The sequence below is a fragment of the Kluyvera intermedia genome (assembly GCF_034424175.1).
Lineage (GTDB): Bacteria > Pseudomonadota > Gammaproteobacteria > Enterobacterales > Enterobacteriaceae > Kluyvera > Kluyvera intermedia.
Window position 1 is genome coordinate 4,095,122 of record NZ_CP139986.1, and the last position, 26,425, is coordinate 4,121,546.

A 26,425-nucleotide genomic window follows, 5' to 3' on the forward strand; every position below is an offset into this window, starting at 1 on the left:
AGCACAGTTAGGGGAGAACAATCAGCGTCTGTAAGTGCGCTACTTCACAATAAAGCGCGTTGGGGCAAAACAGTTGAGCAGACGATGAAGGATAAATACCATCGTCAGGGTCACCAGCAGCGAGACGGTGACGGAGGTCGCACGGTAGAGATCGCTGAACACCAGATCGCCATCCGGCTGGAGGTTCTGGCCGAACATAATGCCGATGGTGGTAATACTGGCAAAACCGACGCCAGCCCCCACTTTTTCCATCACGTGCAGCCGAGCGCTAAATGCCAGCCCCAGGCCGATAAGCGGCATCATCAACAGCATGTGGCTACTGTGATCGTAGAGGATCAACTGCACCACCAGAATATAGACGCAGGCTAATACCACGCCGACCACGCGCCAGATCGAGCTAATCACCGCGCCACGATAATGCATCGGGAAGAGGATCAGGATCCCGGCCATCAGCGCTGACAGGGAGTCACTGAGATCGCTTATCTGGAAAATGACAAAGATGATCGTCGCCACCGTGCCGGAGAGCAACGATTCATGGCGTACCCGGGCGTCGTCTTTTTCGATCAGCGGCGGCGGCTTACGCGGTTCAACATCCGGGATCAGGTAGTGCAGCAGCGCACTCAGCGCTACCGCCATGATGCTGGCCTCGATATTGGAGAATAATAGCGTGTGCCAGTTCGTCGTCGGGTAGCTCATAAAGTTGAGCATCACGCTTTGGCACACCACGCCCATCGAGCCGAATAAGAACAGCGGCCCTTTGCTCATAAAACGAAAACGCATGACGTAAAGCGCAAATACCACTGCCGTCATAATCACCGGCCATTGGCTGAGATAACCGATGATAAGCACCATTTCGACGCAGTTAAGCGCAGCGCTGAAGATGAATTGTTTGGCAACATGGCGGTTAAATACCGGCACCAAAGACATCAGCATCAGCGGATAAACCACAAAAAAGACGCCGTAGTGGGTGTCGTAAAACGTCGAGATGCTCAGAGCGATCGTCCCGGCGATAGAAATGCGCAAGGTCTGACGGAAATCATTCGCCGTGTAGACGATATTGCCGTGAGGGGTAAAGACCTGCGCGAGGGTGTTAATAGACATAGTGCAACCAGCTAATCAGGTGGATCTGTAGCCCAGAGAAGAAGCGGGCGAACGGCCCTTCGCTGTTATAAAGCTGCACCGTCGCGCGAGCACCGGTCGGCAGCGTTTTCTCCAGCGGCTCATTTAACGCCACGTGAATGCGCATACGCTGGGCATCGCGCACCCAGCGGGTGGATTGCTCGGGCTGCGACAGTTGACCATTCACCGCTTCCTGTCCGGCGAGGATCCCGGCATCACTGCTGGTGACTTTTGCCGCGAAGACTTTGCCCGGAAACGCATCGAACACCACCGCGGCATCAGTGCCTTGTCTGGTGTGGCGTAAGCTTTTTTCACGGAAATCGGCCACGATATCCGTCTGTTGATTTACGACCGCCATCACCGCGCTACCCGCAGCCGCATACAGGCCAGGGCTCAGTTGCAGGTTGCTGACGGTGCCGTCTGCTTCAGCGCGGATCTTCGTCCAGCCGAGGTTTAGCTGCGCTTCTTGCAGCGTGGTTTGCTGCTGCTGGAGGGTGACGTTGCGATTGTCGTCGCGCTCACCGCGCTGAATTTGCAGGTTATGAATCGAGGCGTGCAGCGCCGTCACGGATTGTTCGCTGGTCTGCCAGGTAGTGCGCACTTTATCCAGATCGGCCTGGGAGACATTCTGCATACTGCTTAATCGCTGGTAGCGATCGTAGGTAACCCGGTCGTTACGCGCGGTCAGCTGCGCGGTTTTCAGGTTGGCCTGCGCCGCCGATATTTGGGCGTCGAGCTGCTGGTTACTGAGCTTCGCCTGCGCCAATGCCAGCGTTGCAGCATCAACTTTATTCTGGAACGGCGTTGGGTCGAGTTCATACAGCAGGTCGCCTTTCTTGACCTGGCTATTGTTATGCACGTAGACCTGCGACACGTAGCCGGAAACGCGCGAGGAAATCGGCGTCACGACACGCATCACCGTGGAGTCCGGCGTCAGCGGGATCCAAATATCGGCAATGATAAAATAGGCAAACATCAGCAGGAAAGAGGCAATACTGACCCTTACCCAGCGGGCAAATTTTTGTTCTGGCGTCATCATGGTGTTATTCGGTTTTATTATTCTCGTCGCGGATAATCCGCAGATTGCAGGCAATGTGATTCAGGGTGTCGCTAAACTTTGCGATGTCATCGGCGGGGATGCCGTGGGACACCTGGGTCTGGAAGTCTTCAATCACCTGGGTCAGCGTCTGGAGCACCGCCCGACCTTCGTCGGTGAGCGTCAGCAGGCGAGTGCGTTTGTCATAGGGTGATACCGAACGCAGCAGATAGCCCTGTTGCTCCAGTAGCGTCAGCGTGCGCATCAGCGGCGGCAGTTCAATGCCTTGCATCTCCGCCAGTTCGCTGACAGAGACGTTATCGCCAAGCTCGTTAAGCTGCATCAGCACCGTCCAGCTTGATTGCGTGAGGCCGGTATCAGTGATCGCATGATCGATAATGGATCGCCATTGGCGCACAACCATCGCCATACGCATCCCCATTGGGCGGCGGGCAAACAGTTCATCTTCGGTCATGGCTACCTCCGGTCATTACGTATCACTACGATAATACTTACCATGATAAGTATCAAGGAACGAAATAGGTAAACCGCATGGATTGTGCAATGGCCCTATTTTACGGCGAGGTATTCCACATCCATTGATACACAGTCAACGAAGCCGATGCGCGCCAGCGTTTTAATGGGTCCTTTAGCGACAAACGGCACACGATAATCATCATCTTCAATGGTAACTTCGCCGAAAATAAGCTCTGGCGTCAGGGTGCCGAGGGTGTTTTTTTCACGATACCAATGAGGAAATCGGCCGCGTAAATAGTCATCTTTCACGCGGAGCAGCGCTTTGCGTGATAAATCCGGGCGACAAGCTGAAGTGGTATCGGGGTAGGCTTCATGGACCATAAAAATTGCCGTGATCCCCGCAGTCAGCAGACTACAAAATAGTGCAGTCACTAATATTGTTTTTTTCATGCTGAGCATCGGTTGGTTAAGTGAACGGGCGATGAGGTGTGTATTCATTCTAGAAACACAGTAAATGATGTAAAGCAACGCATTGGTATTGTTGAGTAAATTTCAAATAAATCGCTCAACGTAAAAGATGACTACCCCGCCGTTAAACGTAGTTTTTACGATCAATCGCTGAGTTTTTTATCAGTAGACAGGATGGGCGTTTTAGTGGCAGGATAAAAAGATGAACACAAACGTGACCGTCCACCGCTCCAATCGTTGGTGGCTGCCTGATTAACAGGCGGCAGGGTTAACGTTACCTATTTTTCAAAGCCGCCGAAAGGCGGCTTTGTTGTTTCTCAGTGGCGTCTTTCGGCTCAGTGCATTACAAGGAGTCACTGATGAACACCACTCATACCATCCTGACCGGCGACCGTCCTACCGGCCAGTTGCATCTCGGCCACTTTGTCGGTTCCCTGCGCCAGCGCGTGCAGCTTCAGCAAGAACATCAACAATTTATCCTAATTGCCGATTTGCAGGGGCTGACGGATAACGGCAGTAATCCGCAAAAAATCAGCCACAATATTCTCGAAGTGATGGCCGACTATCTGGCCGTCGGTATCGACCCAGAGCGCACGACAATCTGCCTACAATCTGCCTTGCCCGCGCTAGCTGAGCTAACGGCGCTGTATATGAATATTGTCACCGTCGCCCGAGTCGAACGAAATCCAACGGTCAAAAATGAGATTGCGCAGAAAGGTTTTTCCCGCGCGTTGCCGGTCGGGTTTATGGCGTACCCGATAAGCCAGGCGGCGGATATCACCGCGTTTAATGCCGATCTGGTGCCAGTGGGCGACGATCAGTTGCCGATGATCGAGCAAACCAACGAGATTGTGCACAAAATGAATAGCCTGACGACCACGCCGGTCCTGCGTCACTGCAAAGCGCAACTCAGCGATGTGAGCCGCCTGCCAGGTATCGATGGCGGTGCAAAAATGTCGAAGTCTTTGGGTAATACGCTGACGCTTTCCGCCAGCGAAACGGAAATTCATCAGGCGGTGAGCGCCATGTACACCGACCCAAACCACCTGCGCGTTGCCGACCCGGGGCAAATTGAAGGCAATGTGGTCTTCACTTACCTGGATGCCCTCCATCCCGATAAGGCCCTCGTCGCAGAAATGAAAGCGCACTACCAGCGCGGCGGGCTGGGTGACCGGCAGTGTAAGAACGTGCTGGAGGCCTGTTTACAGGAATTGCTGGCGCCGATACGCGAGCGGCGTGCCACGTTTATTCAGGATAAAGGCCAGTTAATGGCAATGCTGCGTGAGGGCAGCGAACGTGCGCATACGCTAACCCAGCAGACGCTGCATGCCGTGAAACGCGGGCTGGGGCTGCCGGTATTGTTCTGAGTTTTTCCGGGCATCCACCAGTGGGATGCCCTCCTCACTGCTTTGATTTTTCGTGTTAAGGCCTTTGCAAGACCCTGTTACAAGTATGGACATAAACCATGTCGGTGTTAGTATTGCATTGACGGTAGCTATATATATGCGTGTTTCATTTCCGGCCAGGATTGCTGATGATGACCACATGAGTAGCACTTTTCACAGCATCCTCCCCTCTCTCCAGAACGAAACGCGCGCCACTTAGCATAGGGAACAAAGCGGGTAGCGTATGGACAAAATCAAACGGCATTGGGCCTGGTATCTCATAAGTCTGGTGGTGGTGATTGCCGCCGCAGCATGGTGGATGTTACGTCCACAGGGGTTGCCGGACGGATTCGCCAGCAGCAACGGCAGAATTGAAGCCACCGAAGTGGATATCGCAACCAAAACCGCCGGTCGCATCGAGCGTATTCTGGTTAGCGAAGGACAGTTTGTCCGCCAGGGCGATGTTCTGGCACAAATGGACACCCGCGTGCTGAACGAGCAGCGTCTGGAAGCCGCCGCGCAAATCAAAGAAGCGCATAGCGCCGTAGCCGCTGCCAGAGCGTTACTGGAGCAGCGTCAAAGTGAAATGCGTGCCACCGAGTCAGTGGTGAAACAGCGCCAGGCCGAGTTGAACTCAACCTCTAAACGCCATGCCCGCTCCAGCACGCTGTCACAACGCGGAGCCGTCTCCGCCCAGCAGTTAGATGACGATCGTGCAGCCGCTGAAAGTGGCCGGGCTGCACTCGAATCTGCTCGGGCGCAGGTTTCGGCCGCCAAAGCGGCGATTGAAGCGGCTCGCACCAGCATTATTCAGGCACAAACTCGGGTGGAAGCTGCCGAAGCAACCGAACGACGCATTATGGCCGATATCGACGACAGCACGCTGAAAGCACCGCGTGACGGGCGGGTTCAATATCGTGTCGCCGAACCGGGAGAAGTACTGGCCGCCGGTGGCCGGGTGCTGAATATGGTCGATCTGGCCGATGTCTACATGACCTTCTTCCTGCCAACTGAACAAGCGGGCCTGCTGGCAATAGGCAGTGAAGCGCGCATTGTTCTCGATGCCGCACCGGATCTGGTGATCCCCGCCAATATCAGTTTTGTCGCCAGCGTCGCCCAATTTACACCGAAAACTGTGGAAACCCGCGATGAGCGGTTGAAGTTGATGTTCCGCGTGAAGGTACGAATTCCTCCGAAGCTGCTGGAGAAGCATCTAGAGTATGTGAAAACCGGCTTGCCAGGCATGGCCTATGTCAGACTGGATAATCAGCAGCCATGGCCCGCCGAGCTGGCGGTGAGGCTGCCGCAATGAAACAGGATATCCACCCCGCCGTTGCCCGTCTGGAACATGTCAGCCAGCATTTTGGCGCAACCACTGCGCTGCGTGATATCACGCTGACCATCCCCTCACGCCGCATGGTTGGGCTGATTGGCCCGGACGGTGTTGGCAAATCCAGCCTGCTGTCGCTGATTGCCGGCGCGCGGGTCATTGAGCAGGGCAACGTGATGGTGCTCGGCGGCGATATGCGCGATGCCAGACACCGGCGCGACGTCTGCCCAAAAATCGCCTGGATGCCGCAGGGATTGGGTAAAAACCTCTATCACACGCTGTCGGTGTACGAGAACGTCGATTTCTTTGCCCGGCTGTTTGGCCATGATAAAAGCGCGCGCGAAAGCCGTATTGATTCACTGCTGCAAAGCACCGGGCTAGCTCCGTTCCGCGACCGCCCGGCTGGGAAGCTTTCCGGCGGGATGAAGCAAAAACTGGGGCTGTGCTGTGCATTAATCCACGATCCGCAATTGTTGATTCTCGATGAACCGACGACCGGCGTGGATCCGCTTTCACGGGCGCAGTTCTGGGAGCTAATCGACAGCATTCGTGAGCGTCAGCCAGAAATGAGCGTGTTGGTTGCCACGGCTTACATGGAAGAGGCCGAGCGTTTCGACTGGCTGGTCGCCATGAACGATGGCGAGGTGCTCGCGACGGGCAGCGCCGAAACGCTGCGCGCGCAAACAGGAACACAGACGCTGGAACAAGCGTTTATTGCTCTGCTGCCAGAGGCGCAGCGCAATGCACATCAGCAGGTCATCATCCCTCCACGTGATACCCGTGAAGAAGAGATTGCAATTGAAGCGCGCGGGCTAACCATGCGTTTTGGTGATTTTGTCGCGGTCGATCACGTCAATTTCCGCATTGCACGCGGCGAGATATTTGGTTTTCTCGGCTCTAACGGTTGCGGTAAGTCCACCACCATGAAGATGCTCACCGGGCTACTCCCGGCAAGCGAAGGGGAAGCCTGGCTTTTTGGGCAACCGGTCGATCCTAAGGATATCGAAACCCGTCGTCGTGTGGGCTATATGTCACAGGCATTTTCGCTCTACAGCGAGCTCACCGTGCGCCAGAACCTGGAGCTACATGCCCGGCTTTTTCATATCCCTGACGCCGAAATCCCCGATCGTATTGCTGAGATGAGCCAGCGCTTTATGTTGACCGAAGTGGAGGATACTCTCCCCAGTGCGCTGCCGCTCGGTATCCGCCAGCGTCTGTCGCTGGCCGTGGCGGTGATTCATCGCCCGGAAATGTTGATCCTCGACGAGCCGACTTCCGGTGTTGATCCTGTTGCACGCGACATGTTTTGACAGCTGATGGTCGATCTGGCGCGGCAGGATAAGGTGACTATTTTTATCTCGACTCATTTTATGAACGAGGCCGAGCGCTGCGATCGGATGTCGTTGATGCACGCGGGTAAAGTGCTCGCCAGTGACACCCCGGCGGCGCTGGTTAAACAGCGCGGCGCGGCAAATCTTGAGGAGGCCTTTATCGCCTGGCTTAAGGAGGCATCCGATCCGGTTCCGGTCACGGAGATGACAGATGCTCCCGTAAAAGCGGAAGCTGAGCCGCCGCGCCAGGCGTTTAGTCTGCGCCGCCTGTTTAGCTACAGCCGACGAGAGGCGCTAGAGCTGCGGCGCGATCCGGTTCGCTCAACGCTGGCGCTACTGGGTACGGTGATCCTGATGTTTATTATGGGCTATGGGATCAGTATGGATGTCGAGGATCTGCGCTTCGCCGTTCTCGACCGGGATCAAACGGTCAGCAGCCAGCGCTGGACGCAGAACATTGCCGGATCGCGCTACTTTATCGAGCAGTCGCCGCTTGAGAGTTACGATGAGCTTGACCGGCGAATGCGCAACGGCGAGCTGGCGGTGGCTATCGAGATTCCACCAAACTTTGGCCGCGATATCGCCCGCGGTACACCGGTGCAGATTGGCGTGTGGGTCGATGGTGCAATGCCAAATCGCGCGGAGACGGTTCGGGGATATGTGCAGGCGATGCATCTGGGTTGGCTACAGGAAATGGCTGGGCTACAACCAAATGCCAGTGGTGATGTTTCACTGGTGTCTATCGAGACGCGCTATCGCTATAACCCGGATGTGAAGAGTCTACCGGCGATAGTTCCGGCGGTGATCCCGCTACTGTTGATGATGATCCCGGCGATGCTCAGTGCGCTAAGCGTGGTGCGAGAGAAAGAGTTGGGGTCAATAATCAACCTGTACGTGACACCCACTACCCGAACCGAGTTTTTACTCGGTAAGCAGATACCGTACATCGTGCTGGGGATGTTTAACTTCCTGCTACTGTGCGCGCTGTCGGTATTCGTCTTTGGGGTGCAGCATAAGGGCAGCTTCCTGACGCTCACGCTAGCTGCATTGTTGTATGTGACGATTGCCACCGGGCTGGGGCTTTTGATCTCCACGTTTATGAAGAGTCAGATCGCCGCGATCTTCGGGACAGCGATCATTACGCTTATTCCCGCCACTCAGTTTTCAGGGATGATCGATCCGGTAGCCTCTTTGGAAGGGCCTGGGCGGTGGATTGGTCAGATCTATCCAACCAGCCATTTTCTAACTATTGCCCGTGGGACGTTTTCAAAAGCGTTGGGGCTTGGCGATCTGTGGATCTCCTTTATCCCACTGTTGATTGCTGTGCCGCTAGTGCTGGGACTTTCCGTCTGGCTGCTGAAGAAACAGGAGGCATAATGCGCAGATTACGCAATATTTATAACCTCGGGATGAAGGAGTTACGCAGCCTGTTGGGCGATAAGGCGATGCTGACGCTGATCGTTTTCGCCTTTACCGTGTCGGTCTATTCTTCTGCCACGGTGATGCCAGGTTCGCTGCATCTGGCGCCAATTGCTATCGCTGATATGGATAAATCACAGCTTTCTTCACGGATCATCAATGGCTTCTATCGCCCGTGGTTTCTGGATCCGGAGCTGATTACCGCCGATGAAATGGATGCCGGATTAGATGCGGGGCGCTATACCTTCGCTATCAACATTCCCCCCAACTTTCAGCGTGATGTGCTGGCGGGCAGGAAGCCGGATCTCCAGGTTAACGTGGATGCGACACGGATGAGCCAGGCGTTTACCGGCAATAGCTATATCCAGAATATTGTCACTGGCGAAGTAAACAGTTTTGTCACTCGCTATCGGGATAGCAGCATGTTGTCGGTAGAACTGGCGGTGCGAATGCGCTTTAACCCTAATCTTGAGCAGGAGCGTTTTGGTGCGGTGATGGCGATCATTAATAATATCACCATGCTGGCGATCGTTCTGACAGGATCGGCGTTGATCCGCGAGCGCGAACATGGAACGGTGGAGCATTTGCTGGTGATGCCGGTGACACCGTTTGAGATCATGCTGGCTAAGGTTTGGTCGATGGGACTGGTGGTATTGGTGGTGTCCGGTTTGTCGCTGTTATTGATGGTACAAGGTGTCTTGCGGGTGCCGATTGAGGGTTCTATCCCCTTGTTTATGTTGGGAGTCGCGCTAAGTCTTTTCGCGACAACGTCGATTGGTATTTTTATGGGGACGGTTGCGCGTTCTATGCCGCAGATGGGGTTATTAATGATTCTGGTGTTGTTACCGTTACAGATGCTATCTGGGGGATCGACACCGCGAGAAAGTATGCCTCAGCTGGTGCAGGATATTATGCAGACCATGCCAACGACGCATTTTGTTAGCCTGGCGCAGGCGATTCTTTATCGTGGTGCTGATTTTGCCATTGTCTGGCCTCAGTTTTTGACGCTGCTGGCGATTGGCGGGGTGTTTTTTACGATTGCGCTGATGCGTTTTCGTAAGACGATTGGGGAAATGGCGTAAGAATTGGGTTCAGATCCACCCCAGAGTCGGCGTGAACGCCTCGTCCGGGCTTCCGGTGTTGTGCGGAATGTAGCCCGGGCGAACGCAGTGACCCCGGGATTTTATCCGCCTTTCATTTCGCACACACGCAAAAAAGCCCATCCGGCAGGATGGGCTTCTTCACTATTTGATGCCTGGCAATTCCCTACTCTCGCATGGGGAGACCCCACACTACCATCGGCGCTACGGCGTTTCACTTCTGAGTTCGGCATGGGGTCAGGTGGGACCACCGCGCTAGTGCCGCCAGGCAAATTCTGTTTATCAACACGCATCTCTGCATGTCGATTTAATCTGTCTCAAGCTGAATATCGTGTCTCATCACCAACAAAACACCTTTGGCGTTGTAAGGTTAAGCCTCACGGTTCATTAGTACTGGTTAGCTCAACGTATCGCTACGCTTACACACCCAGCCTATCAACGTCGTAGTCTTCAACGTTCCTTCAGGACTCTCAAGGAGTCAGGGAGAACTCATCTCGGGGCAAGTTTCGTGCTTAGATGCTTTCAGCACTTATCTTTTCCGCATTTAGCTACCGGGCAATGCCATTGGCATGACAACCCGAACACCAGTGATGCGTCCACTCCGGTCCTCTCGTACTAGGAGCAGCCCCCCTCAATTCTCCAGCGCCCACGGCAGATAGGGACCGAACTGTCTCACGACGTTCTAAACCCAGCTCGCGTACCACTTTAAATGGCGAACAGCCATACCCTTGGGACCTACTTCAGCCCCAGGATGTGATGAGCCGACATCGAGGTGCCAAACACCGCCGTCGATATGAACTCTTGGGCGGTATCAGCCTGTTATCCCCGGAGTACCTTTTATCCGTTGAGCGATGGCCCTTCCATTCAGAACCACCGGATCACTATGACCTGCTTTCGCACCTGCTCGAGCCGTCACTCTCGCAGTCAAGCTAGCTTATGCCATTGCACTAACCTCCTGATGTCCGACCAGGATTAGCTAACCTTCGTGCTCCTCCGTTACTCTTTAGGAGGAGACCGCCCCAGTCAAACTACCCACCAGACACTGTCCGCAACCCGGGTAACGGGTCTACGTTAGAACACCAGCCATTAAAGGGTGGTATTTCAAGGTTGGCTCCATGCAGACTGGCGTCCACACTTCAAAGCCTCCCACCTATCCTACACATCAAGGACCAGTGTTCAGTGTCAAGCTATAGTAAAGGTTCACGGGGTCTTTCCGTCTTGCCGCGGGTACACTGCATCTTCACAGCGAGTTCAATTTCACTGAGTCTCGGGTGGAGACAGCCTGGCCATCATTACGCCATTCGTGCAGGTCGGAACTTACCCGACAAGGAATTTCGCTACCTTAGGACCGTTATAGTTACGGCCGCCGTTTACCGGGGCTTCGATCAAGAGCTTCGCCTTACAGCTAACCCCATCAATTAACCTTCCGGCACCGGGCAGGCGTCACACCGTATACGTCCACTTTCGTGTTTGCACAGTGCTGTGTTTTTAATAAACAGTTGCAGCCAGCTGGTATCTTCGACTGATTTCAGCTCCATGGGTAAACCACTTCACCTACATATCAGCGTGCCTTCTCCCGAAGTTACGGCACCATTTTGCCTAGTTCCTTCACCCGAGTTCTCTCAAGCGCCTTGGTATTCTCTACCTGACCACCTGTGTCGGTTTGGGGTACGATTTGATGTTACCTGATGCTTAGAGGCTTTTCCTGGAAGTGCGGCATTTGTTACTTCAGCACCGTAGTGCCTCGTCATCACACCTCAGCGTTAATAAGAGTCCGGATTTACCTAAACTCTCCGCCTACATGCTTAAACCGGGACAACCGTCGCCCGGCTAACATAGCCCTCTCCGTCCCCCCTTCGCAGTAACACCAAGTACAGGAATATTAACCTGTTTCCCATCGACTACGCCTTTCGGCCTCGCCTTAGGGGTCGACTCACCCTGCCCCGATTAACGTTGGACAGGAACCCTTGGTCTTCCGGCGTGCGGGTTTTTCACCCGCATTATCGTTACTTATGTCAGCATTCGCACTTCTGATACCTCCAGCACCCCTCACAGGACACCTTCAACGGCTTACAGAACGCTCCCCTACCCAACAACACATAGTGTCGCTGCCGCAGCTTCGGTGCACAGTTTAGCCCCGTTACATCTTCCGCGCAGGCCGACTCGACCAGTGAGCTATTACGCTTTCTTTAAATGATGGCTGCTTCTAAGCCAACATCCTGGCTGTCTGAGCCTTCCCACATCGTTTCCCACTTAACTGTGACTTTGGGACCTTAGCTGGCGGTCTGGGTTGTTTCCCTCTTCACGACGGACGTTAGCACCCGCCGTGTGTCTCCCGTGATAACATTCTTCGGTATTCGTAGTTTGCATCGGGTTGGTAAGTCGGGATGACCCCCTAGCCGAAACAGTGCTCTACCCCCGAAGATGAATTCACGAGGCGCTACCTAAATAGCTTTCGGGGAGAACCAGCTATCTCCCGGTTTGATTGGCCTTTCACCCCCAGCCACAAGTCATCCGCTAATTTTTCAACATTAGTCGGTTCGGTCCTCCAGTTAGTGTTACCCAACCTTCAACCTGCCCATGGCTAGATCACCGGGTTTCGGGTCTATACCCTGCAACTTAACGCCCAGTTAAGACTCGGTTTCCCTTCGGCTCCCCTATTCGGTTAACCTTGCTACAGAATATAAGTCGCTGACCCATTATACAAAAGGTACGCAGTCACCCTGATAAATCAAGGCTCCCACTGCTTGTACGTACACGGTTTCAGGTTCTGTTTCACTCCCCTCGCCGGGGTTCTTTTCGCCTTTCCCTCACGGTACTGGTTCACTATCGGTCAGTCAGGAGTATTTAGCCTTGGAGGATGGTCCCCCCATATTCAGACAGGATACCACGTGTCCCGCCCTACTCTTCGAGTTCACAACACATGCATTTTTGTGTACGGGGCTATCACCCTGTATCGCCGGACTTTCCAGACCGTTCCACTAACACACATGCTGATTCAGACTCTGGGCTGCTCCCCGTTCGCTCGCCGCTACTAGGGGAATCTCGGTTGATTTCTTTTCCTCGGGGTACTTAGATGTTTCAGTTCCCCCGGTTCGCTTCATTACGCTATGTATTCACGTAATGATAGTGTGTCGAAACACACTGGGTTTCCCCATTCGGAAATCGTCGGTTATAACGGTTCATATCACCTTACCGACGCTTATCGCAGATTAGCACGTCCTTCATCGCCTCTGACTGCCAGGGCATCCACCGTGTACGCTTAGTCGCTTAACCTCACAACCCGAAGATGTTTCGTAAAACATTCCGCGTTGCGAAAATTTGAGAGACTCGAACACACCGCTTATCTGTTCTTATTACGGAGAACAGATACAGTGTGTCGTTTCAATTTTCAGCTTGATCCAGATTTTTAAAGAGCAAATATCTCAAACGTAACTCACTGAGTTAGTTTTGAGATATCGATGGGTTGTGCCTTTCACTCACGACCAGCAAGTGGCGTCCCCTAGGGGATTCGAACCCCTGTTGCCGCCGTGAAAGGGCGGAGTCCTAACCGCTAGACGAAGGGGACACGATGTGTCACGACTTCGCAGCCGTCTTGCTCATTACTTCTATCAGACAATCTGTGTGGACACTTCAAAGGTCGGTTCTTTAAGGTAAGGAGGTGATCCAACCGCAGGTTCCCCTACGGTTACCTTGTTACGACTTCACCCCAGTCATGAATCACAAAGTGGTAAGCGCCCTCCCGAAGGTTAAGCTACCTACTTCTTTTGCAACCCACTCCCATGGTGTGACGGGCGGTGTGTACAAGGCCCGGGAACGTATTCACCGTAGCATTCTGATCTACGATTACTAGCGATTCCGACTTCACGGAGTCGAGTTGCAGACTCCGATCCGGACTACGACATACTTTATGAGGTCCGCTTGCTCTCGCGAGGTCGCTTCTCTTTGTATATGCCATTGTAGCACGTGTGTAGCCCTACTCGTAAGGGCCATGATGACTTGACGTCATCCCCACCTTCCTCCAGTTTATCACTGGCAGTCTCCTTTGAGTTCCCGGCCGAACCGCTGGCAACAAAGGATAAGGGTTGCGCTCGTTGCGGGACTTAACCCAACATTTCACAACACGAGCTGACGACAGCCATGCAGCACCTGTCTCAGAGTTCCCGAAGGCACTAAAGCATCTCTGCTAAATTCTCTGGATGTCAAGAGTAGGTAAGGTTCTTCGCGTTGCATCGAATTAAACCACATGCTCCACCGCTTGTGCGGGCCCCCGTCAATTCATTTGAGTTTTAACCTTGCGGCCGTACTCCCCAGGCGGTCGACTTAACGCGTTAGCTCCGGAAGCCACGCCTCAAGGGCACAACCTCCAAGTCGACATCGTTTACGGCGTGGACTACCAGGGTATCTAATCCTGTTTGCTCCCCACGCTTTCGCACCTGAGCGTCAGTCTTTGTCCAGGGGGCCGCCTTCGCCACCGGTATTCCTCCAGATCTCTACGCATTTCACCGCTACACCTGGAATTCTACCCCCCTCTACAAGACTCTAGCCTGCCAGTTTCGAATGCAGTTCCCAGGTTGAGCCCGGGGATTTCACATCCGACTTGACAGACCGCCTGCGTGCGCTTTACGCCCAGTAATTCCGATTAACGCTTGCACCCTCCGTATTACCGCGGCTGCTGGCACGGAGTTAGCCGGTGCTTCTTCTGCGAGTAACGTCAATCACTGCGGTTATTAACCACAATGCCTTCCTCCTCGCTGAAAGTACTTTACAACCCGAAGGCCTTCTTCATACACGCGGCATGGCTGCATCAGGCTTGCGCCCATTGTGCAATATTCCCCACTGCTGCCTCCCGTAGGAGTCTGGACCGTGTCTCAGTTCCAGTGTGGCTGGTCATCCTCTCAGACCAGCTAGGGATCGTCGCCTAGGTGAGCCATTACCCCACCTACTAGCTAATCCCATCTGGGCACATCCGATGGTGTGAGGCCCGAAGGTCCCCCACTTTGGTCTTGCGACGTTATGCGGTATTAGCTACCGTTTCCAGTAGTTATCCCCCTCCATCGGGCAGTTTCCCAGACATTACTCACCCGTCCGCCACTCGTCACCCAAGAGCAAGCTCTCTGTGCTACCGTTCGACTTGCATGTGTTAGGCCTGCCGCCAGCGTTCAATCTGAGCCATGATCAAACTCTTCAATTTAAGTGTTTGATGCTCAATAAATTAAACTTCGTAATGAATTACGTATGTTCACTCGTTGAGACTTGGTATTCATTTAGCGTCTTGCGACGTTTAAGAATCCGTATCTTCGAGTGCCCACACAGATTGTCTGATAAATTGTTAAAGAGCAGTGCAACACGGCTTTCGCTCACTGTTGCGAGGTGGCGTATATTACGCTTCCCTCTTTCAGAGTCAAGCATTTAATTTCGCTTTTCTCTGTCGGCGTTCTCTTAAGAACCCCTGCTGACCCGGCGGCTTGCTTGCCGTTGTTCCGTCTCAGTGGGGCCGCATTATAGGGAGTTTCTCTCAGCCCGCAACCCTTAAATGACAGAAAAATGACTGACTGCTGCAATCCCCAGCAAAACCCCGCCTTATACCGATTTACACACAGAGTTATCCACAATCATCGATCATTCACCGAAAAGATAGCCGGTGAGGAAGCCCATTTCAGCCCCCCTTTCTTTCTATATACGTCAGATCCACTCTATCTGTTTACTGATTCATGGCTGCCCTTCACGTCGATATCCAGCTCCCAGCCATTGAGGCCCCCCGTTCAGCCCCCTTGGCCGAAAAAGCTCTCTATATATAGAGGGGCACCATTCAAATGAACTTTCTACGGCAAGTCACACTCCTGGTTCCATAATAAGAAGGAACGTTGTGTTTTGCGGATGGGCAACCCAGGATGGCGGTAACAACTATCTATATAAAGGGAGAGAATCATGAAAATTGCACACGTTGCCCTGTGGACCCGCAACCTCGATGCGCAGGTGAACTTCTGGCAGAGCATCTTCGGCGGGCAAAGCAATAAACGCTACATCAGTAAGAACCGCCCAGGCTTTGAGTCGCATTTTATTACCCTCGACGAGGGCGCAACGATAGAACTGATGACTTTACCAACACTGCCCAACGCCCCCGATACCCCGGAGTTTGTTGGCTGGGCGCATATTGCACTGGCGGTGGGAACAAAACAGGACGTAGACCGCCTGGCTGAACAGGCGCGCGCAAACGGAACGTTACTGAGTGCGCCTCACATGACGGGCGATGGCTATTATGAAGCCGTTATTGCCGATCCAGATGGCAATCGGGTGGAAATCGTCGGGGAGTAAGCCTGGTATTTATTCCAATCATTAATGCGAGAACCATTCTTGATAGATTCTATTAATACTGGTTCTTTCATTATGTTTAATCGCGAGCATTATTCACTTCCTCGGGTTGCCCATCTCCGTCTCTGTAACTAACTGTGGCCATTTTTTAATTAATGGCTCAACCACATTGTACTGATTAACAACCACCGATGATGAATTTCAGCATGGCTAACATTAACTTCACCACCCGTTTACTGATACTGCTTACAACATTTTCCGCTAGTCCTTTTCACAATATATTGCAAATAAGCTATGGTGGTAATGACTCCAACTTATTGATAGTGTTTTATGTTCAGATAATGCCCGATGACTTTGTCATGCAGCTCCACCGATTTTGAGAACGACAGCGACTTCCGTCCCAGCCGTGCCAGGTGCTGCCTCAGATTCAGGTTATGCCGCTCAATTCGCTGCGTATATCGCTTGCTGATTACGTGCAGCTTTCCCTTCAGGCGGGATTCATACAGCGGCCAGCCATCCGTCATCCATATCACCACGTCAAAGGGTGACAGCAGGCTCATAAGACGCCCCAGCGTCGCCATAGTGCGTTCACCGAATACGTGCGCAACAACCGTCTTCCGGAGCCTGTCATACGCGTAAAACAGCCAGCGCTGGCGCGATTTAGCCCCGACGTATCCCCACTGTTCGTCCATTTCCGCGCAGACGATGACGTCACTGCCCGGCTGTATGCGCGAGGTTACCGACTGCGGCCTGAGTTTTTTAAATGGCGGAAAATCGTGTTGAGGCCAACGCCCATAATGCGGGCGGTTGCCCGGCATCCAACGCCATTCATGGCCATATCAATGATTTTCTGGTGCGTACCGGGTTGAGAAGCGGTGTAAGTGAACTGCAGTTGCCATGTTTTACGGCAGTGAGAGCAGAGATAGCGCTGATGTCCGGCAGTGCTTTTGCCGTTACGCACCACCCCGTCAGTAGCTGAACAGGAGGGACAGCTGATAGAAACAGAAGCCACTGGAGCACCTCAAAAACACCATCATACACTAAATCAGTAAGTTGGCAGCATCACCGCGATTTTTTTCGCGATTCTGGGATGTTATCCACTAAAGCAATCGTGCGACACTTCAGTACGCAATTCAGTTTAAAATTAAATTTATTAAAATCCTTTGGCTCATATTTTCGTTTCAGTTATTGTCAACCTATTTTCAGGATGGGTTGATATTCATAAGGTTAGTGTTATCAACACAAGTGTAGTTTTGATTGATAATCATTGATGATTGTGTTTTTCAAAAAAATATATTCACAACAATTACTATTAATAAAAAGCCTTATTATTTAAAGAAAAAAATCACAAATAAATCTTAATGAATTTTTTTCTTTTAAATGATAGAATCATTGAAAAACATGAGGATTTGAAATGTATCAACGAAACATCGAACAATTAAGATCACACGCTGTTAACTGGTGGCCTCGAGGAATTGTAGATGAACAGTCTACAACAAGTATAATTCCGCAGCTATTAGCCAGCCAAGATGATTTCATATCGATATTATCGCTTTATAAAGACCATAACCCTAAAACATTATTCACACTTATTGAATCAAGCAGCATGCCTGCCAACCTTTTCCTAAAACACCTATGCGTTATTCTTGATTATGGTGGTGAACCAATTCAGCGTTTAGGAAGAGAATTTAATTCTATATTTGACATTGATACTTCATCAAATAGACATTTAATGCATATCACGCTTGATACGAAAGATATCACCTATCAATTTGAAATATTACCTGTAAAATCATTAAATAATGTAAAACTCAAGTTAGATGGGGATAACCTTCAGACTCCCTATACATTAAACTCGCTATATAAAGATATGATAATGATTCTGATGTATGGCGCATTTAGCTCATCTTATGAGCATGCAAATCTTAGCGCATGCGACATGGCTGAAAGAGTAGGCATGAAAGATGTATTAGACGAATATATCAAACAACGTTACATATACGTAAGTAAAATTACTGGTGGAGCAAAAGCCAATACCAATGGTCAACTATTACAAAAATATGTAAGGGAATTCATAGCAGATAATCTTGGCGAAAATTATTCCGTCGTTAGCAATGGCAAAATCCTTCTCCATATAGATGGAGGGGATATAAAAAGCCCGTTTGACATAGTAATCAAAAAAGGTAATAAAATCATCGGGATTGAAATAAGCTTTCAGGTTACCACTAACAGCACTATTGAACGTAAGGCGGCAAGTGCCCATAATAGAATGTCTGATATGCATAGCAATGGATATAAGATTGCCTATATTATTGATGGCGCAGGAAATTTTCAGCGTAGAGCTGCGGTATCGACGATTTGTGAGTACAGTGATTGCACAGTTGCATTTTCAAATGAAGAACTGTCGCTATTATGCAATTGGGTTAGAGAGGAATTAAGTGATTAAATTTATTGATCTTTTTTCAGGGACTGGTGGAATACGGTTAGGTTTTGAACAGGCTTTGAACCAACTTTCTATAAAGAATGAATGCGTGTATAGCTGCGAAATTGATAAAAAAGCTTGCCTCTCTTATCAATTAAATTTTGGTGAAAATCCTTATGGTGATATAACCAAATTGGAAGCCAATACGTTACCTGATTTTAATTTTCTTTTAGCTGGATTTCCTTGCCAGGCTTTCTCTCATGCAGGGCAAAGAAAGGGCTTTGAGGATACCAGAGGAACGTTATTTTTTGATGTCGCAAGAATACTTAAAGAAAAAAAACCTACATTTTTTCTGTTGGAAAATGTGCGTGGATTACTCAGCCATGATAAGGGAAATACGTATAAAGTTATTGAAACAACCTTAAAAGAATTAGGATATGGTGTTGAATTCCTACTACTAAATAGTAGTTCTTTCTCTGTACCCCAAAATAGGGTACGAATTTACATTCTTGGTGTACTCAATTCAGATCCTAAAATGACTCTTAGAACTGATCTTGGAGCGGCTGATTCACATGATTTCAAAAACAAAATCAATGAATTTAGCAACATAAAATTTGTTAAAGATATACTAGACCCTATTGTAGATGAAAAGTATGTTTGTACTTCAAAGTTCCAAAAAATGATTAGTAGTGCTATTCCTGATCTTAACGAAATCCATGGATATCGTCTTATCGACTATAGAGGAGGAAAATCTCTTCATTCTTGGGAGTTAGGAATAAAAGGCAAATGTTCATCTAAAGAAATTGAATTCATGAATATGTTAATTTCCAATAGACGTAAGAAAATATTCGGCACACATAAAGATGGAAAAAGTCTGTCAAAAGAACAGATAATGACTTTTTACCCATATACTGATTTTGATCATATTTCAAACTCATTGATTGCTAAAGGTTATTTATCAAAAAAAGATGAATTATATAATCCTGTTTGTGGTAATATGTCCTTTGAAGTTTTTAAATTCCTCGATCCCGAAAGCATTAGTATCACATTAACAGCTTCAGATAGTAATCGACTAGGTGTTTATCATAACAATATATTAAGAAAAATAACACCAAGGGAATGTGCCAGAATACAAGGCTATCCTGAATCTTATATTTTACTTGACGACGACAACGCTGTTTACAAGCAAATGGGTAATGGTGTTTCAGTTCCTGTAATTAAGGAAGTTGCATTGGATTTTATAAGAAATAATGTAATCAATTCTTTATAGTGAATAATTTCCTGCATAACATTCATCCATCTGTAACGGGCTAGTTAACAACATCAGCATATAATAGAGAGGTATAAATATTTACCTCTTTATTATTCATAATAAAACCTAAATTTTTGAATCAAATCGGATCTTGCGCATAGCGTTCTCCTCAGGAGACATAATCAGTATGTCGGAAGCTCTCTAAAAAAGATGGTTCGTTTTGCCGGCAAACTTACACAAGGAATACATTAAGAGCTCAAATTTGGACACAAAAAAACCGCCCTTAAGCGACTTAGTTTTGCATTTCTTATGGTAAAAAGGCCTGACTCATATCACAAAATAACAAATTGTTTAATAAGTAATTTTTAATGTAAAATCAGATTTATGCCCCCATTTTATTTTCTTACCATAACTAGTCGTGATATAGGTTGACAGTTTTTTGTCTGTAAAACACCTGATGAACATCATCGGGCGTTTTGTATTTCAGGGCCAGATGTGGCCGTTCATCGTTATAAATTGCCACGGACTCTTTTACCATCATCTTCGCTTGTGCGAGATTGGCCGGCCGTGAGAGTAAAAACTCATTTTTCAGGATCCCGTTTATTCGCAGCCAGCGCATTCTGGTAGCAGTCATAACCATCTTTCATTGAACAGGTTATCCCGTTTCTCTCATGGACTGACTGATAAAGTGCTGAACAGTATTGCAGTCCTCTGTCAGAGTGATGGACCAGGGGCCCCGTCGTTTTTCTTCGCCTCAGAGCCTTCCTGAAAGCTTTCACCACGTTTTCTGTCTTCAAGTTTTCCCCGACATGGTAACCCACGATTTTTCTGTAGCAAGCATCAGTGACCAGACTCAGATAAGCCGTGCCGCTGCGCAGCGGAAGATACGTTATATCAGCGACCCAAACCTGCTCTGGCTCAAAGGCGGTAACCTGTTCAGGGCCGGGTTTCAGCAGATTAGGATGCCGGTAAAATCGATGATGGCGGTTCATACGACAGATAAAATATCTCAACCAATAAATGATATTGAAATCATCCACTTGTTGGATTTTCTGGCAGAACAGCATAAACTGAGACTCATGAAAGTTGAAAGGTATGTGTAGGGATGACAATTTAGTTGGTAAATGGTCAATCGCTACTTAAAACGTAATACAGCATCAGACTTTCTTGGCTCTTCTCCTGCCGATTAAAGTCGCATTTTATCGATATCTAGAGGTCTAAGATGGATCAAAACATCCCTAAAGAACAAGAATCAACTGCACAATCTAGTATCAGAAGAGTAAGTATCAGAAACTTATTCCTTGATCCTAATAATTACCGCTTAATTCATGAAGATGATCAAGTTGACGTACCTGAAAATGAAATCAAAGATAAAATTGTATAACAAAGAACCACAAGACTTATTTGTGGCGATAAAAATCAACATATACAAGATCTTATAGATAGTTTTAGAGCAAATGGCTATTTGCCTGTTGATCAGATTCAGGTAAGAGCTCTTGAGGATAATGGATATGTTGTTATCGAAGGGAATAGGCGCGTAGCTGCTTTAAAAACATTATTAAATGAATACGAACAAAAAGGAAATAATCTGGGAAAAGTTCTACCAGAATTTTTTAGTTCCATCCCAGTAGTTATTTACCCAGACTCGACACCTGAGCACCATCTTACTCTTATGGCACTTAAGCATATCAGTGGGAATAAAAAATGGGGGGAGTGGAATCAGGCAAAGCTACTTGAAAATATGAGTACAAACTATAAGTTAAGTGAAACAGATATCTGTCATAGAATTGGCATAAGTAAAGTTGAATTAAGGCGTAGCCTAAGGGCTTTATCTCTTGTTGCGCAATATAGAAATTCTGATTATGGTGATCAATTTACAGAAAGCCGATTCCCAATATTTAGACAAACAATACGTAGTCAAGCATTAAAAGTATGGCTTGGATGGAATGAAGATACTGCAAAAGCAGAAAACTTGAAAAATAAAGAATTATTTTTCTCCCTTCTATCTCGAGAACCAATCGAAGAGGAAGATGAGAATGGCCATGTTGGTTACAGTGAAAGGTTTCTGGAACCGGCTATAAGTAAAAGGGATGATATTGATCTTCTTGCTAAAATCGTGTCTGATGAACGTGCTTTGTCGCAATTGCAATCAACTAGAGATCTCAATAGTGCTTACCGTGCTAGTGATTTAGTATTTAAAGAAAGACAAGAAGCTGCTATACGCTCCGTCTCAGCTGATATTGATACATTATACCAGCTTGCCATACGACCTGAATATGTCCCTGAACTCGAAAGCGCTTGGGGAAAATTAAAAACAATTATTGATCGGACCAACAGTATCAGCCTGACTGGTGTATCACAAACAAACGTTTATTACGATAGAATAAAACATCACTTTGAAGAATTACATATAATAAACTACCGCCAATTAGTAGGTATGCAAATTAAAGGTCTATCCTTAATTAATATATTTGCCGGATTAAACAATACCGGTAAGACATCGTTATTAGAAGCAATTTATCTTCTAATTAAACAAAATGATTTAAATGGACTAATAGAAGTAATGCGTCGCCGTGGGAAAGTCTCAGCTGAGCATTTAGACCCGACGTGGATGATTGAACAATTGAATAATCCTGTACTTATTTCAGGCGTATTTGATAATCATAACTGTTCATTAAGTTTAAAAACTATCGAAGAGTCAGACAATTCTATCGATAAAACAAAATATTTATCAACTATAGAGATCGATACTACATTTTCTAACTATAGCCAGACCTCGTTGAATCGAACTTACAAAGGCCGCGAACGTGAGACAATAGCAGACTATATAAAATTGGTATGTCCTGTCGCATTCAGTAGTCCATTTTTCTTGAATGAACCTCATCATTATGCTCAATACTACCACAAAAGTGTTCAGTCTAAGTCATTGCCGCTACTTATAGATTTCTTGAAAGCATCGATTCTTCCTACGCTGAGAGATATACGGCTTACTGATGAAAGACAGCGTTTCATTGTTGACGATGAAAAATTTGATGAAGGCGTCGACATTTCATCTTATGGTGAAGGGTTGCAGAGAATATTTTTCATGTCTCTTATATTTTCAAGTGCCAGTAATGGTGTTGTTCTTATCGATGAGTTCGAAAATGCCCTACATCACTCTCTAATTTCTGATTTTTCTTCTTTTATTTATAAACTTGCTAAAAACTTCAACGTCCAGGTATTCATAACAAGTCATAGTAAAGAATGCATTGATGCATTTACCTTAAATGAAAAGATAAAATCAGAAGATCTAGCTTGCCATGCATTAGTAAATAATGATGGTAAAATTACTAATAAGAATTTCGATGGTGATACATTCCGTACTTTAGTTGAAGCAGGAAACGTTGATTTGAGGGATGCACGATAATGGAAAACATCAAATCAACATTAATTTTTTGTGAAGGCCCACATGACGTCGCGCTAATTTGTTTGGTATTGAGTAAATTCTTTAATGCCCAAGAATTCAATGGAAAATTCAATGAACTGCCTTCGCCCTATAATAGCATGTATCAAAAAGCCCTTGAAAATCATGCACAATTGGATTTAAGCCTTGAAATGGCTCATAAATTCTTCCTCCCAGATAGAATTTTTACTATTGATGATACTTATGTCAGTGTATTCAACTCTGGTGGAAAGAACAGAGGCGATAAAATAAATGGGTTTATTAAAAACCTCTGGGTAATGACTGCGAATAGCAGTACGTTCAATGTGAGTGATCGCGGTATTATTTCTAGTCATAAGTATATATTCATTTATGACGCAGACCATAATAGCAAAGAAACGATACTTAATGAGATTTACACCGACTTTTCTCTCATTGGTACATCTTCATGGCTAACAGAAAATTGGGAAGCTTATCCTGAGGAACCTTTATCAATATATACACAGAATGGTGAAGTAGCAGCTATAATATGGTGTAACAGAGATACTGGGAAGGGAACTCTTGAAGATGTCCTATGCGAATGTATAGGTGACGATGAGCTATTTAGTTCCGCAAAAGAAACAATCCAAAGATTGCATGAATGGGGACTCAATAGTGATAATGAGCAACGTAAAATTGCTGAGACGGCTAAAATGTATAAAGCTACATTATCTCTTATGGGGTAAAGGAAGAAGCCAGGAGGTTCGGTTAACGTGATTATTAGTCAATCTAAAATACTCAATCAAGATAATTTGGCTAAATCAACAACGATAAGTAAAATGGTAACATTTCTCAATGGCTTTATTTAGCCATTTGATATGGTCAATTGCGCCTCTCAATTGAGGCGCAACTTTCAATATCAGTGCACTTTAAAATCAAAAGGCGAAACCATTTTTTCTCGATTAACATCTAGATAGTCAGCCCACCATTGAACCATCAATAGACGTTCATCCAAATGCTCAGATGTATGGATATAAGGCGCACGCACATTATTACTCTCAGAGTGGCTTAATTGGCGCTCTATCGCGTCATCGCTCCATAATCCAGACTCGCCTAAAGACCCACGCGCCATTGTTCTAAATCCATGCCCGCAAACTTCGGTTTTAGTGTCATAGCCCATCGCACGCAATGCACCGTTAACCGTGTTTTCACTCATGACCTTAGTTGCATCATGATCCCCCGGGAACAACAACTCTTTATCGCCACTAATCTGCTTGAGTTGCTCTAACAAAACCATCGCCTGCCGGCTAAGAGGAACGATATGTTCCTCTTTCATCTTCATGCCACGATACGAGTAACGCACACCTTTAATTTCTTCTCGCTTTGCAGGTATACGCCAAAGAGAATTATCGAAGTCGAACTCATCCTGTAAGTATCCCAGCTTTAGCTCCACACGCTTTTTGAGATTTCCGGTTTCTCAGCCATCAGCCGGTATTCTTCCGGTGTCAGGTTATTCAGGGATTCATGGGGCCGCTCCCTGTTGTATTCATTCAGCCAGCGCTCTGTGATTTCCCGTGCTTCGTTCAGCGTTCTGAACAGGTAAAAATCCAGTATTTCTGTCCGGTACGTCCTGTTAAACCGTTCGATAAAGGCATTCTGGGTCGGCTTACCCGGTTTGATAAAGTCCAGCATCACCCCGTGTTCTTCCGTCCACTGCGCCAGTGCCAGTGAGACCAGTTCTGGCCCGTTTTCCATCCGCATCTTCAGAGGATATCCGCGGTTTGCGACTATCCTGTCCATTACCCGGACGACACGCTGAGCTGGAATATTCAGGTCGATTTCTATCGCCAGCACCTCACGGTTAAAATCATCCACCACGTTGAAGGTTCGAAAGCGTCTGCCGCAGACGAGTGCATCGTGCATAAAATCAATCGACCAGCTCTGGTTTAACGCTTGCGGTGTTGCCAGCGGGGTCGGGTTGCGCACCGGCAGACGTTGTTTAACCTTACGACGAAAATTCAGTTTCAGCAGGCAGTAAATCCGGTGAACGCGTTTATGGTTCCAGGTATTGCCCTGCCTTCGCAGCAGCTGGAACAGCTTCTTAAAACCGTAGCGCGGATAGCGTTCTGCCAGTTCAGTCAGCGCATGGATCACCGATTCATCACGCCGGGTAGCGGGCTGATAAAAATACACCGTCCTGCTCAGCGATAACGTCCTGCAGGCCTGGCGTAAACTCATGGCAAATTGCGCCGCCAGATAGCGGACGAGTTCACGCTTTATCGCTGGTTTTAAAGCTTTTTTTCGATGACGTCTTTTAACGCTCGATTTTCCAGACTCAGGTCAGCAAACATCTGTTTGAGGCGTCGGTTCTCATCTTCAGGGTCTTTGATTTTTTTAATATCAGCCGCTTCCATCCCGCCATATTTCGCCTTCCAGTTGTAGTAACTGGCTTCAGATATTGCGGCCTCACGGCAGACATCTTTGACAGTTCGTCCGGCTTCGACGGACTTCAGGACGGCGATGATCTGGTGCTCGGTGAATCGGATCTTACGCATAGCGATCTCCTCAGGGGACATAATCAGTATGTCGGAAGATCTCTAAAAGTGAATGGTTCGTTTTACCGGGATACTTAAACAACCATCGCGCGAAACGTAACTCACTGGAACGTACAAAAGTGAGTAAGGCGATCCGTGTCATTACACGGCCACGATATGCCGCAAGACGAGCTAGAAACTCAGGGAACCGGCTAGAGGGTAAAGCGGGATAGTGTCGCGCTTTGGTAGTCGATAACGCACCGGCCATGTCACTTGCTGGATTAGAGTCAATGTAATCGTTCTGCTGTTACGCGCTGTTGAAGGCGCTGAGCGACGTCGTGTTTACCACTGGCATCAACTTTTTTGATCGGGGCTAACAGGTGACTGGTTTTGAGTTGGCGAATGTCGGATGAACCGATATAAGGGAAAATATAAAGCTCAAGATAGCGAAGAACGCGCGACCGATGGTCTTCGCTCCAGCGCTTGTTACTTGCATGCCATTCACGAGCTATGGTTTCAAAAGTGTATGCCCCCGAGTTCTCGGCCTGAGCTTCTTTCTGTTCGGCTTTTGGGTCGATGCCCTGCACTAACAGTTTTTTAGCTTCGTCGCGCTTTGCTCTTGCCTGAGCAAGCGTCACAGTAGGCCAAACACCAAACGTGAGGCGATCCTCTTTTTTGTCTGAGGGGCGTCTGTATTTCATACGCCAGTATTTAGACCTCTTAGCCGAAACCTCGAGATACAAACCGCCGCCATCGGCCATTTTGTAGGTTTGTCTTTTGGCTTTGCGGTCTCGACCTGTCTGGCGTTGAGCTTCATTTGGGGGCATATTTCTAATC

General features: G+C 48.3%; 15 protein-coding genes, 1 tRNA gene, 3 rRNA genes and 4 pseudogenes. 10 read left to right on the forward strand and 13 right to left on the reverse strand.

Annotation, left to right across the window (positions count from 1 at the left end; all coding sequences use genetic code 11):
- Positions 1-39 precede the first annotated feature (39 nt).
- The 4 genes from U0026_RS19730 to U0026_RS19745 form a co-directional block, all read right to left on the reverse strand.
- Positions 40-1,101, reverse strand: coding sequence for a DUF2955 domain-containing protein (locus U0026_RS19730; RefSeq protein WP_062778582.1), 1,062 nt, complete (start codon positions 1,099-1,101; stop codon positions 40-42).
- Positions 1,091-2,158 (reverse strand): HlyD family secretion protein, encoded by a 1,068-nt coding sequence (locus U0026_RS19735; RefSeq protein ID WP_062778580.1) that lies wholly within the window; start codon positions 2,156-2,158, stop codon positions 1,091-1,093. Before U0026_RS19735 ends, U0026_RS19730 begins: the two co-directional genes overlap by 11 nt.
- A 4-nt stretch (positions 2,159-2,162) precedes the next feature.
- Complete coding sequence (locus U0026_RS19740) at positions 2,163-2,630, reverse strand: MarR family winged helix-turn-helix transcriptional regulator (RefSeq protein ID WP_062778579.1); 468 nt, start codon at positions 2,628-2,630, stop codon at positions 2,163-2,165.
- 95 nt (positions 2,631-2,725) lie between these two features.
- Positions 2,726-3,130, reverse strand: a complete 405-nt coding sequence (locus tag U0026_RS19745; protein WP_126440875.1) for a YebF family protein — start codon at positions 3,128-3,130, stop codon at positions 2,726-2,728.
- Between the two features lie 329 nt (positions 3,131-3,459).
- Between U0026_RS19745 and trpS the strand changes: the two genes are divergently transcribed.
- The 4 genes and pseudogenes from trpS to U0026_RS19765 all read left to right on the forward strand — a co-directional run bounded on the left by trpS (position 3,460) and on the right by U0026_RS19765 (position 9,647).
- Positions 3,460-4,467 carry a tryptophan--tRNA ligase gene (trpS, locus tag U0026_RS19750; protein ID WP_062778575.1) on the forward strand — a complete coding sequence of 336 codons (1,008 nt, stop codon included), beginning with the start codon at positions 3,460-3,462 and terminating at the stop codon, positions 4,465-4,467.
- 262 nt (positions 4,468-4,729) lie between these two features.
- Entirely contained in the window at positions 4,730-5,797 is a 1,068-nt protein-coding gene (locus tag U0026_RS19755) for an HlyD family secretion protein (RefSeq protein WP_062778573.1), read from the forward strand.
- Positions 5,794-8,523 (forward strand): annotated as a pseudogene (gene rbbA, locus U0026_RS19760) (ribosome-associated ATPase/putative transporter RbbA). Before U0026_RS19755 ends, rbbA begins: the two are co-directional and overlap by 4 nt.
- Entirely contained in the window at positions 8,523-9,647 is a 1,125-nt protein-coding gene (locus U0026_RS19765; RefSeq protein ID WP_062778571.1) for an ABC transporter permease, read from the forward strand. Before rbbA ends, U0026_RS19765 begins: the two are co-directional and overlap by 1 nt.
- A gap of 171 nt (positions 9,648-9,818) precedes the next feature.
- Here the strand turns inward: U0026_RS19765 and rrf are convergent.
- The 4 genes from rrf to U0026_RS19785 all read right to left on the reverse strand — a co-directional run bounded on the left by rrf (position 9,819) and on the right by U0026_RS19785 (position 14,859).
- Positions 9,819-9,934 (reverse strand): 5S ribosomal RNA (gene rrf / locus U0026_RS19770).
- A gap of 97 nt (positions 9,935-10,031) precedes the next feature.
- Positions 10,032-12,941, reverse strand: a 23S ribosomal RNA gene (locus tag U0026_RS19775).
- 217 nt (positions 12,942-13,158) lie between these two features.
- Positions 13,159-13,233: transfer RNA gene (locus tag U0026_RS19780), tRNA-Glu, on the reverse strand.
- An 86-nt stretch (positions 13,234-13,319) separates the two neighbouring features.
- A 16S ribosomal RNA gene (locus U0026_RS19785) occupies positions 13,320-14,859 on the reverse strand.
- The 16S, 23S and 5S rRNA genes sit together here with 1 tRNA gene alongside, the layout of an rRNA operon.
- A 737-nt stretch (positions 14,860-15,596) precedes the next feature.
- Between U0026_RS19785 and U0026_RS19790 the strand changes: the two genes are divergently transcribed.
- Positions 15,597-15,983 (forward strand): VOC family protein, encoded by a 387-nt coding sequence (locus U0026_RS19790; protein ID WP_062779927.1) that lies wholly within the window; start codon positions 15,597-15,599, stop codon positions 15,981-15,983.
- Between the two features lie 311 nt (positions 15,984-16,294).
- On the opposite strand, the gene U0026_RS19795 is transcribed toward U0026_RS19790, so the two are convergent.
- Positions 16,295-16,992, reverse strand: a protein-coding gene (locus U0026_RS19795; RefSeq protein WP_095033700.1) for an IS1-like element IS1B family transposase whose coding sequence is annotated in 2 segments (ribosomal slippage) — positions 16,295-16,743 and positions 16,743-16,992 — 699 coding nt in all. Because the reading frame shifts where the segments join, the coding sequence is not laid out codon by codon here.
- A gap of 402 nt (positions 16,993-17,394) precedes the next feature.
- On the opposite strand from U0026_RS19795, the gene U0026_RS19800 reads away from it, so the two are divergent.
- Both U0026_RS19800 and dcm read left to right on the forward strand, forming a co-directional pair.
- Positions 17,395-18,426 (forward strand): DpnII family type II restriction endonuclease, encoded by a 1,032-nt coding sequence (locus tag U0026_RS19800; RefSeq protein WP_062777843.1) that lies wholly within the window; start codon positions 17,395-17,397, stop codon positions 18,424-18,426.
- Positions 18,419-19,672 (forward strand): DNA cytosine methyltransferase, encoded by a 1,254-nt coding sequence (dcm, locus tag U0026_RS19805; RefSeq protein ID WP_062777842.1) that lies wholly within the window; start codon positions 18,419-18,421, stop codon positions 19,670-19,672. Before U0026_RS19800 ends, dcm begins: the two co-directional genes overlap by 8 nt.
- Positions 19,673-20,066: 394 nt before the next feature.
- Here the strand turns inward: dcm and U0026_RS19810 are convergent.
- Positions 20,067-20,637: pseudogene (locus U0026_RS19810) on the reverse strand (IS3 family transposase); the annotation flags it as partial.
- Between the two features lie 239 nt (positions 20,638-20,876).
- Here U0026_RS19810 and U0026_RS19815 point away from each other — a divergent pair.
- The 3 genes from U0026_RS19815 (at position 20,877) to U0026_RS19825 (ending at position 23,800) form a co-directional block, all read left to right on the forward strand.
- Positions 20,877-21,038: a hypothetical protein gene (locus tag U0026_RS19815; protein WP_156484215.1), complete on the forward strand. Its 162-nt coding sequence runs from the start codon at positions 20,877-20,879 to the stop codon at positions 21,036-21,038.
- 81 nt (positions 21,039-21,119) lie between these two features.
- Complete coding sequence (locus tag U0026_RS19820; protein ID WP_062777840.1) at positions 21,120-23,060, forward strand: AAA family ATPase; 1,941 nt, start codon at positions 21,120-21,122, stop codon at positions 23,058-23,060.
- Positions 23,060-23,800, forward strand: coding sequence for a hypothetical protein (locus U0026_RS19825; RefSeq protein WP_062777838.1), 741 nt, complete (start codon positions 23,060-23,062; stop codon positions 23,798-23,800). The genes U0026_RS19820 and U0026_RS19825 overlap by 1 nt, the downstream gene beginning before the upstream one ends.
- A 173-nt stretch (positions 23,801-23,973) precedes the next feature.
- On the opposite strand, the pseudogene U0026_RS19830 reads toward U0026_RS19825, so the two are convergent.
- The 3 genes and pseudogenes from U0026_RS19830 to U0026_RS19840 all read right to left on the reverse strand — a co-directional run.
- A pseudogene (locus U0026_RS19830) lies at positions 23,974-24,480 on the reverse strand (tyrosine-type recombinase/integrase); the annotation flags it as partial.
- Positions 24,481-24,497: 17 nt separating this feature from the next.
- A protein-coding gene (locus U0026_RS19835; protein WP_156484214.1) for an IS3 family transposase occupies positions 24,498-25,609 on the reverse strand; the annotation gives its coding sequence in 2 pieces (ribosomal slippage) (positions 24,498-25,348 and positions 25,348-25,609; 1,113 coding nt in all).
- Between the two features lie 82 nt (positions 25,610-25,691).
- A pseudogene (locus U0026_RS19840) lies at positions 25,692-26,405 on the reverse strand (tyrosine-type recombinase/integrase); the annotation flags it as partial.
- Positions 26,406-26,425: the final 20 nt, after the last annotated feature.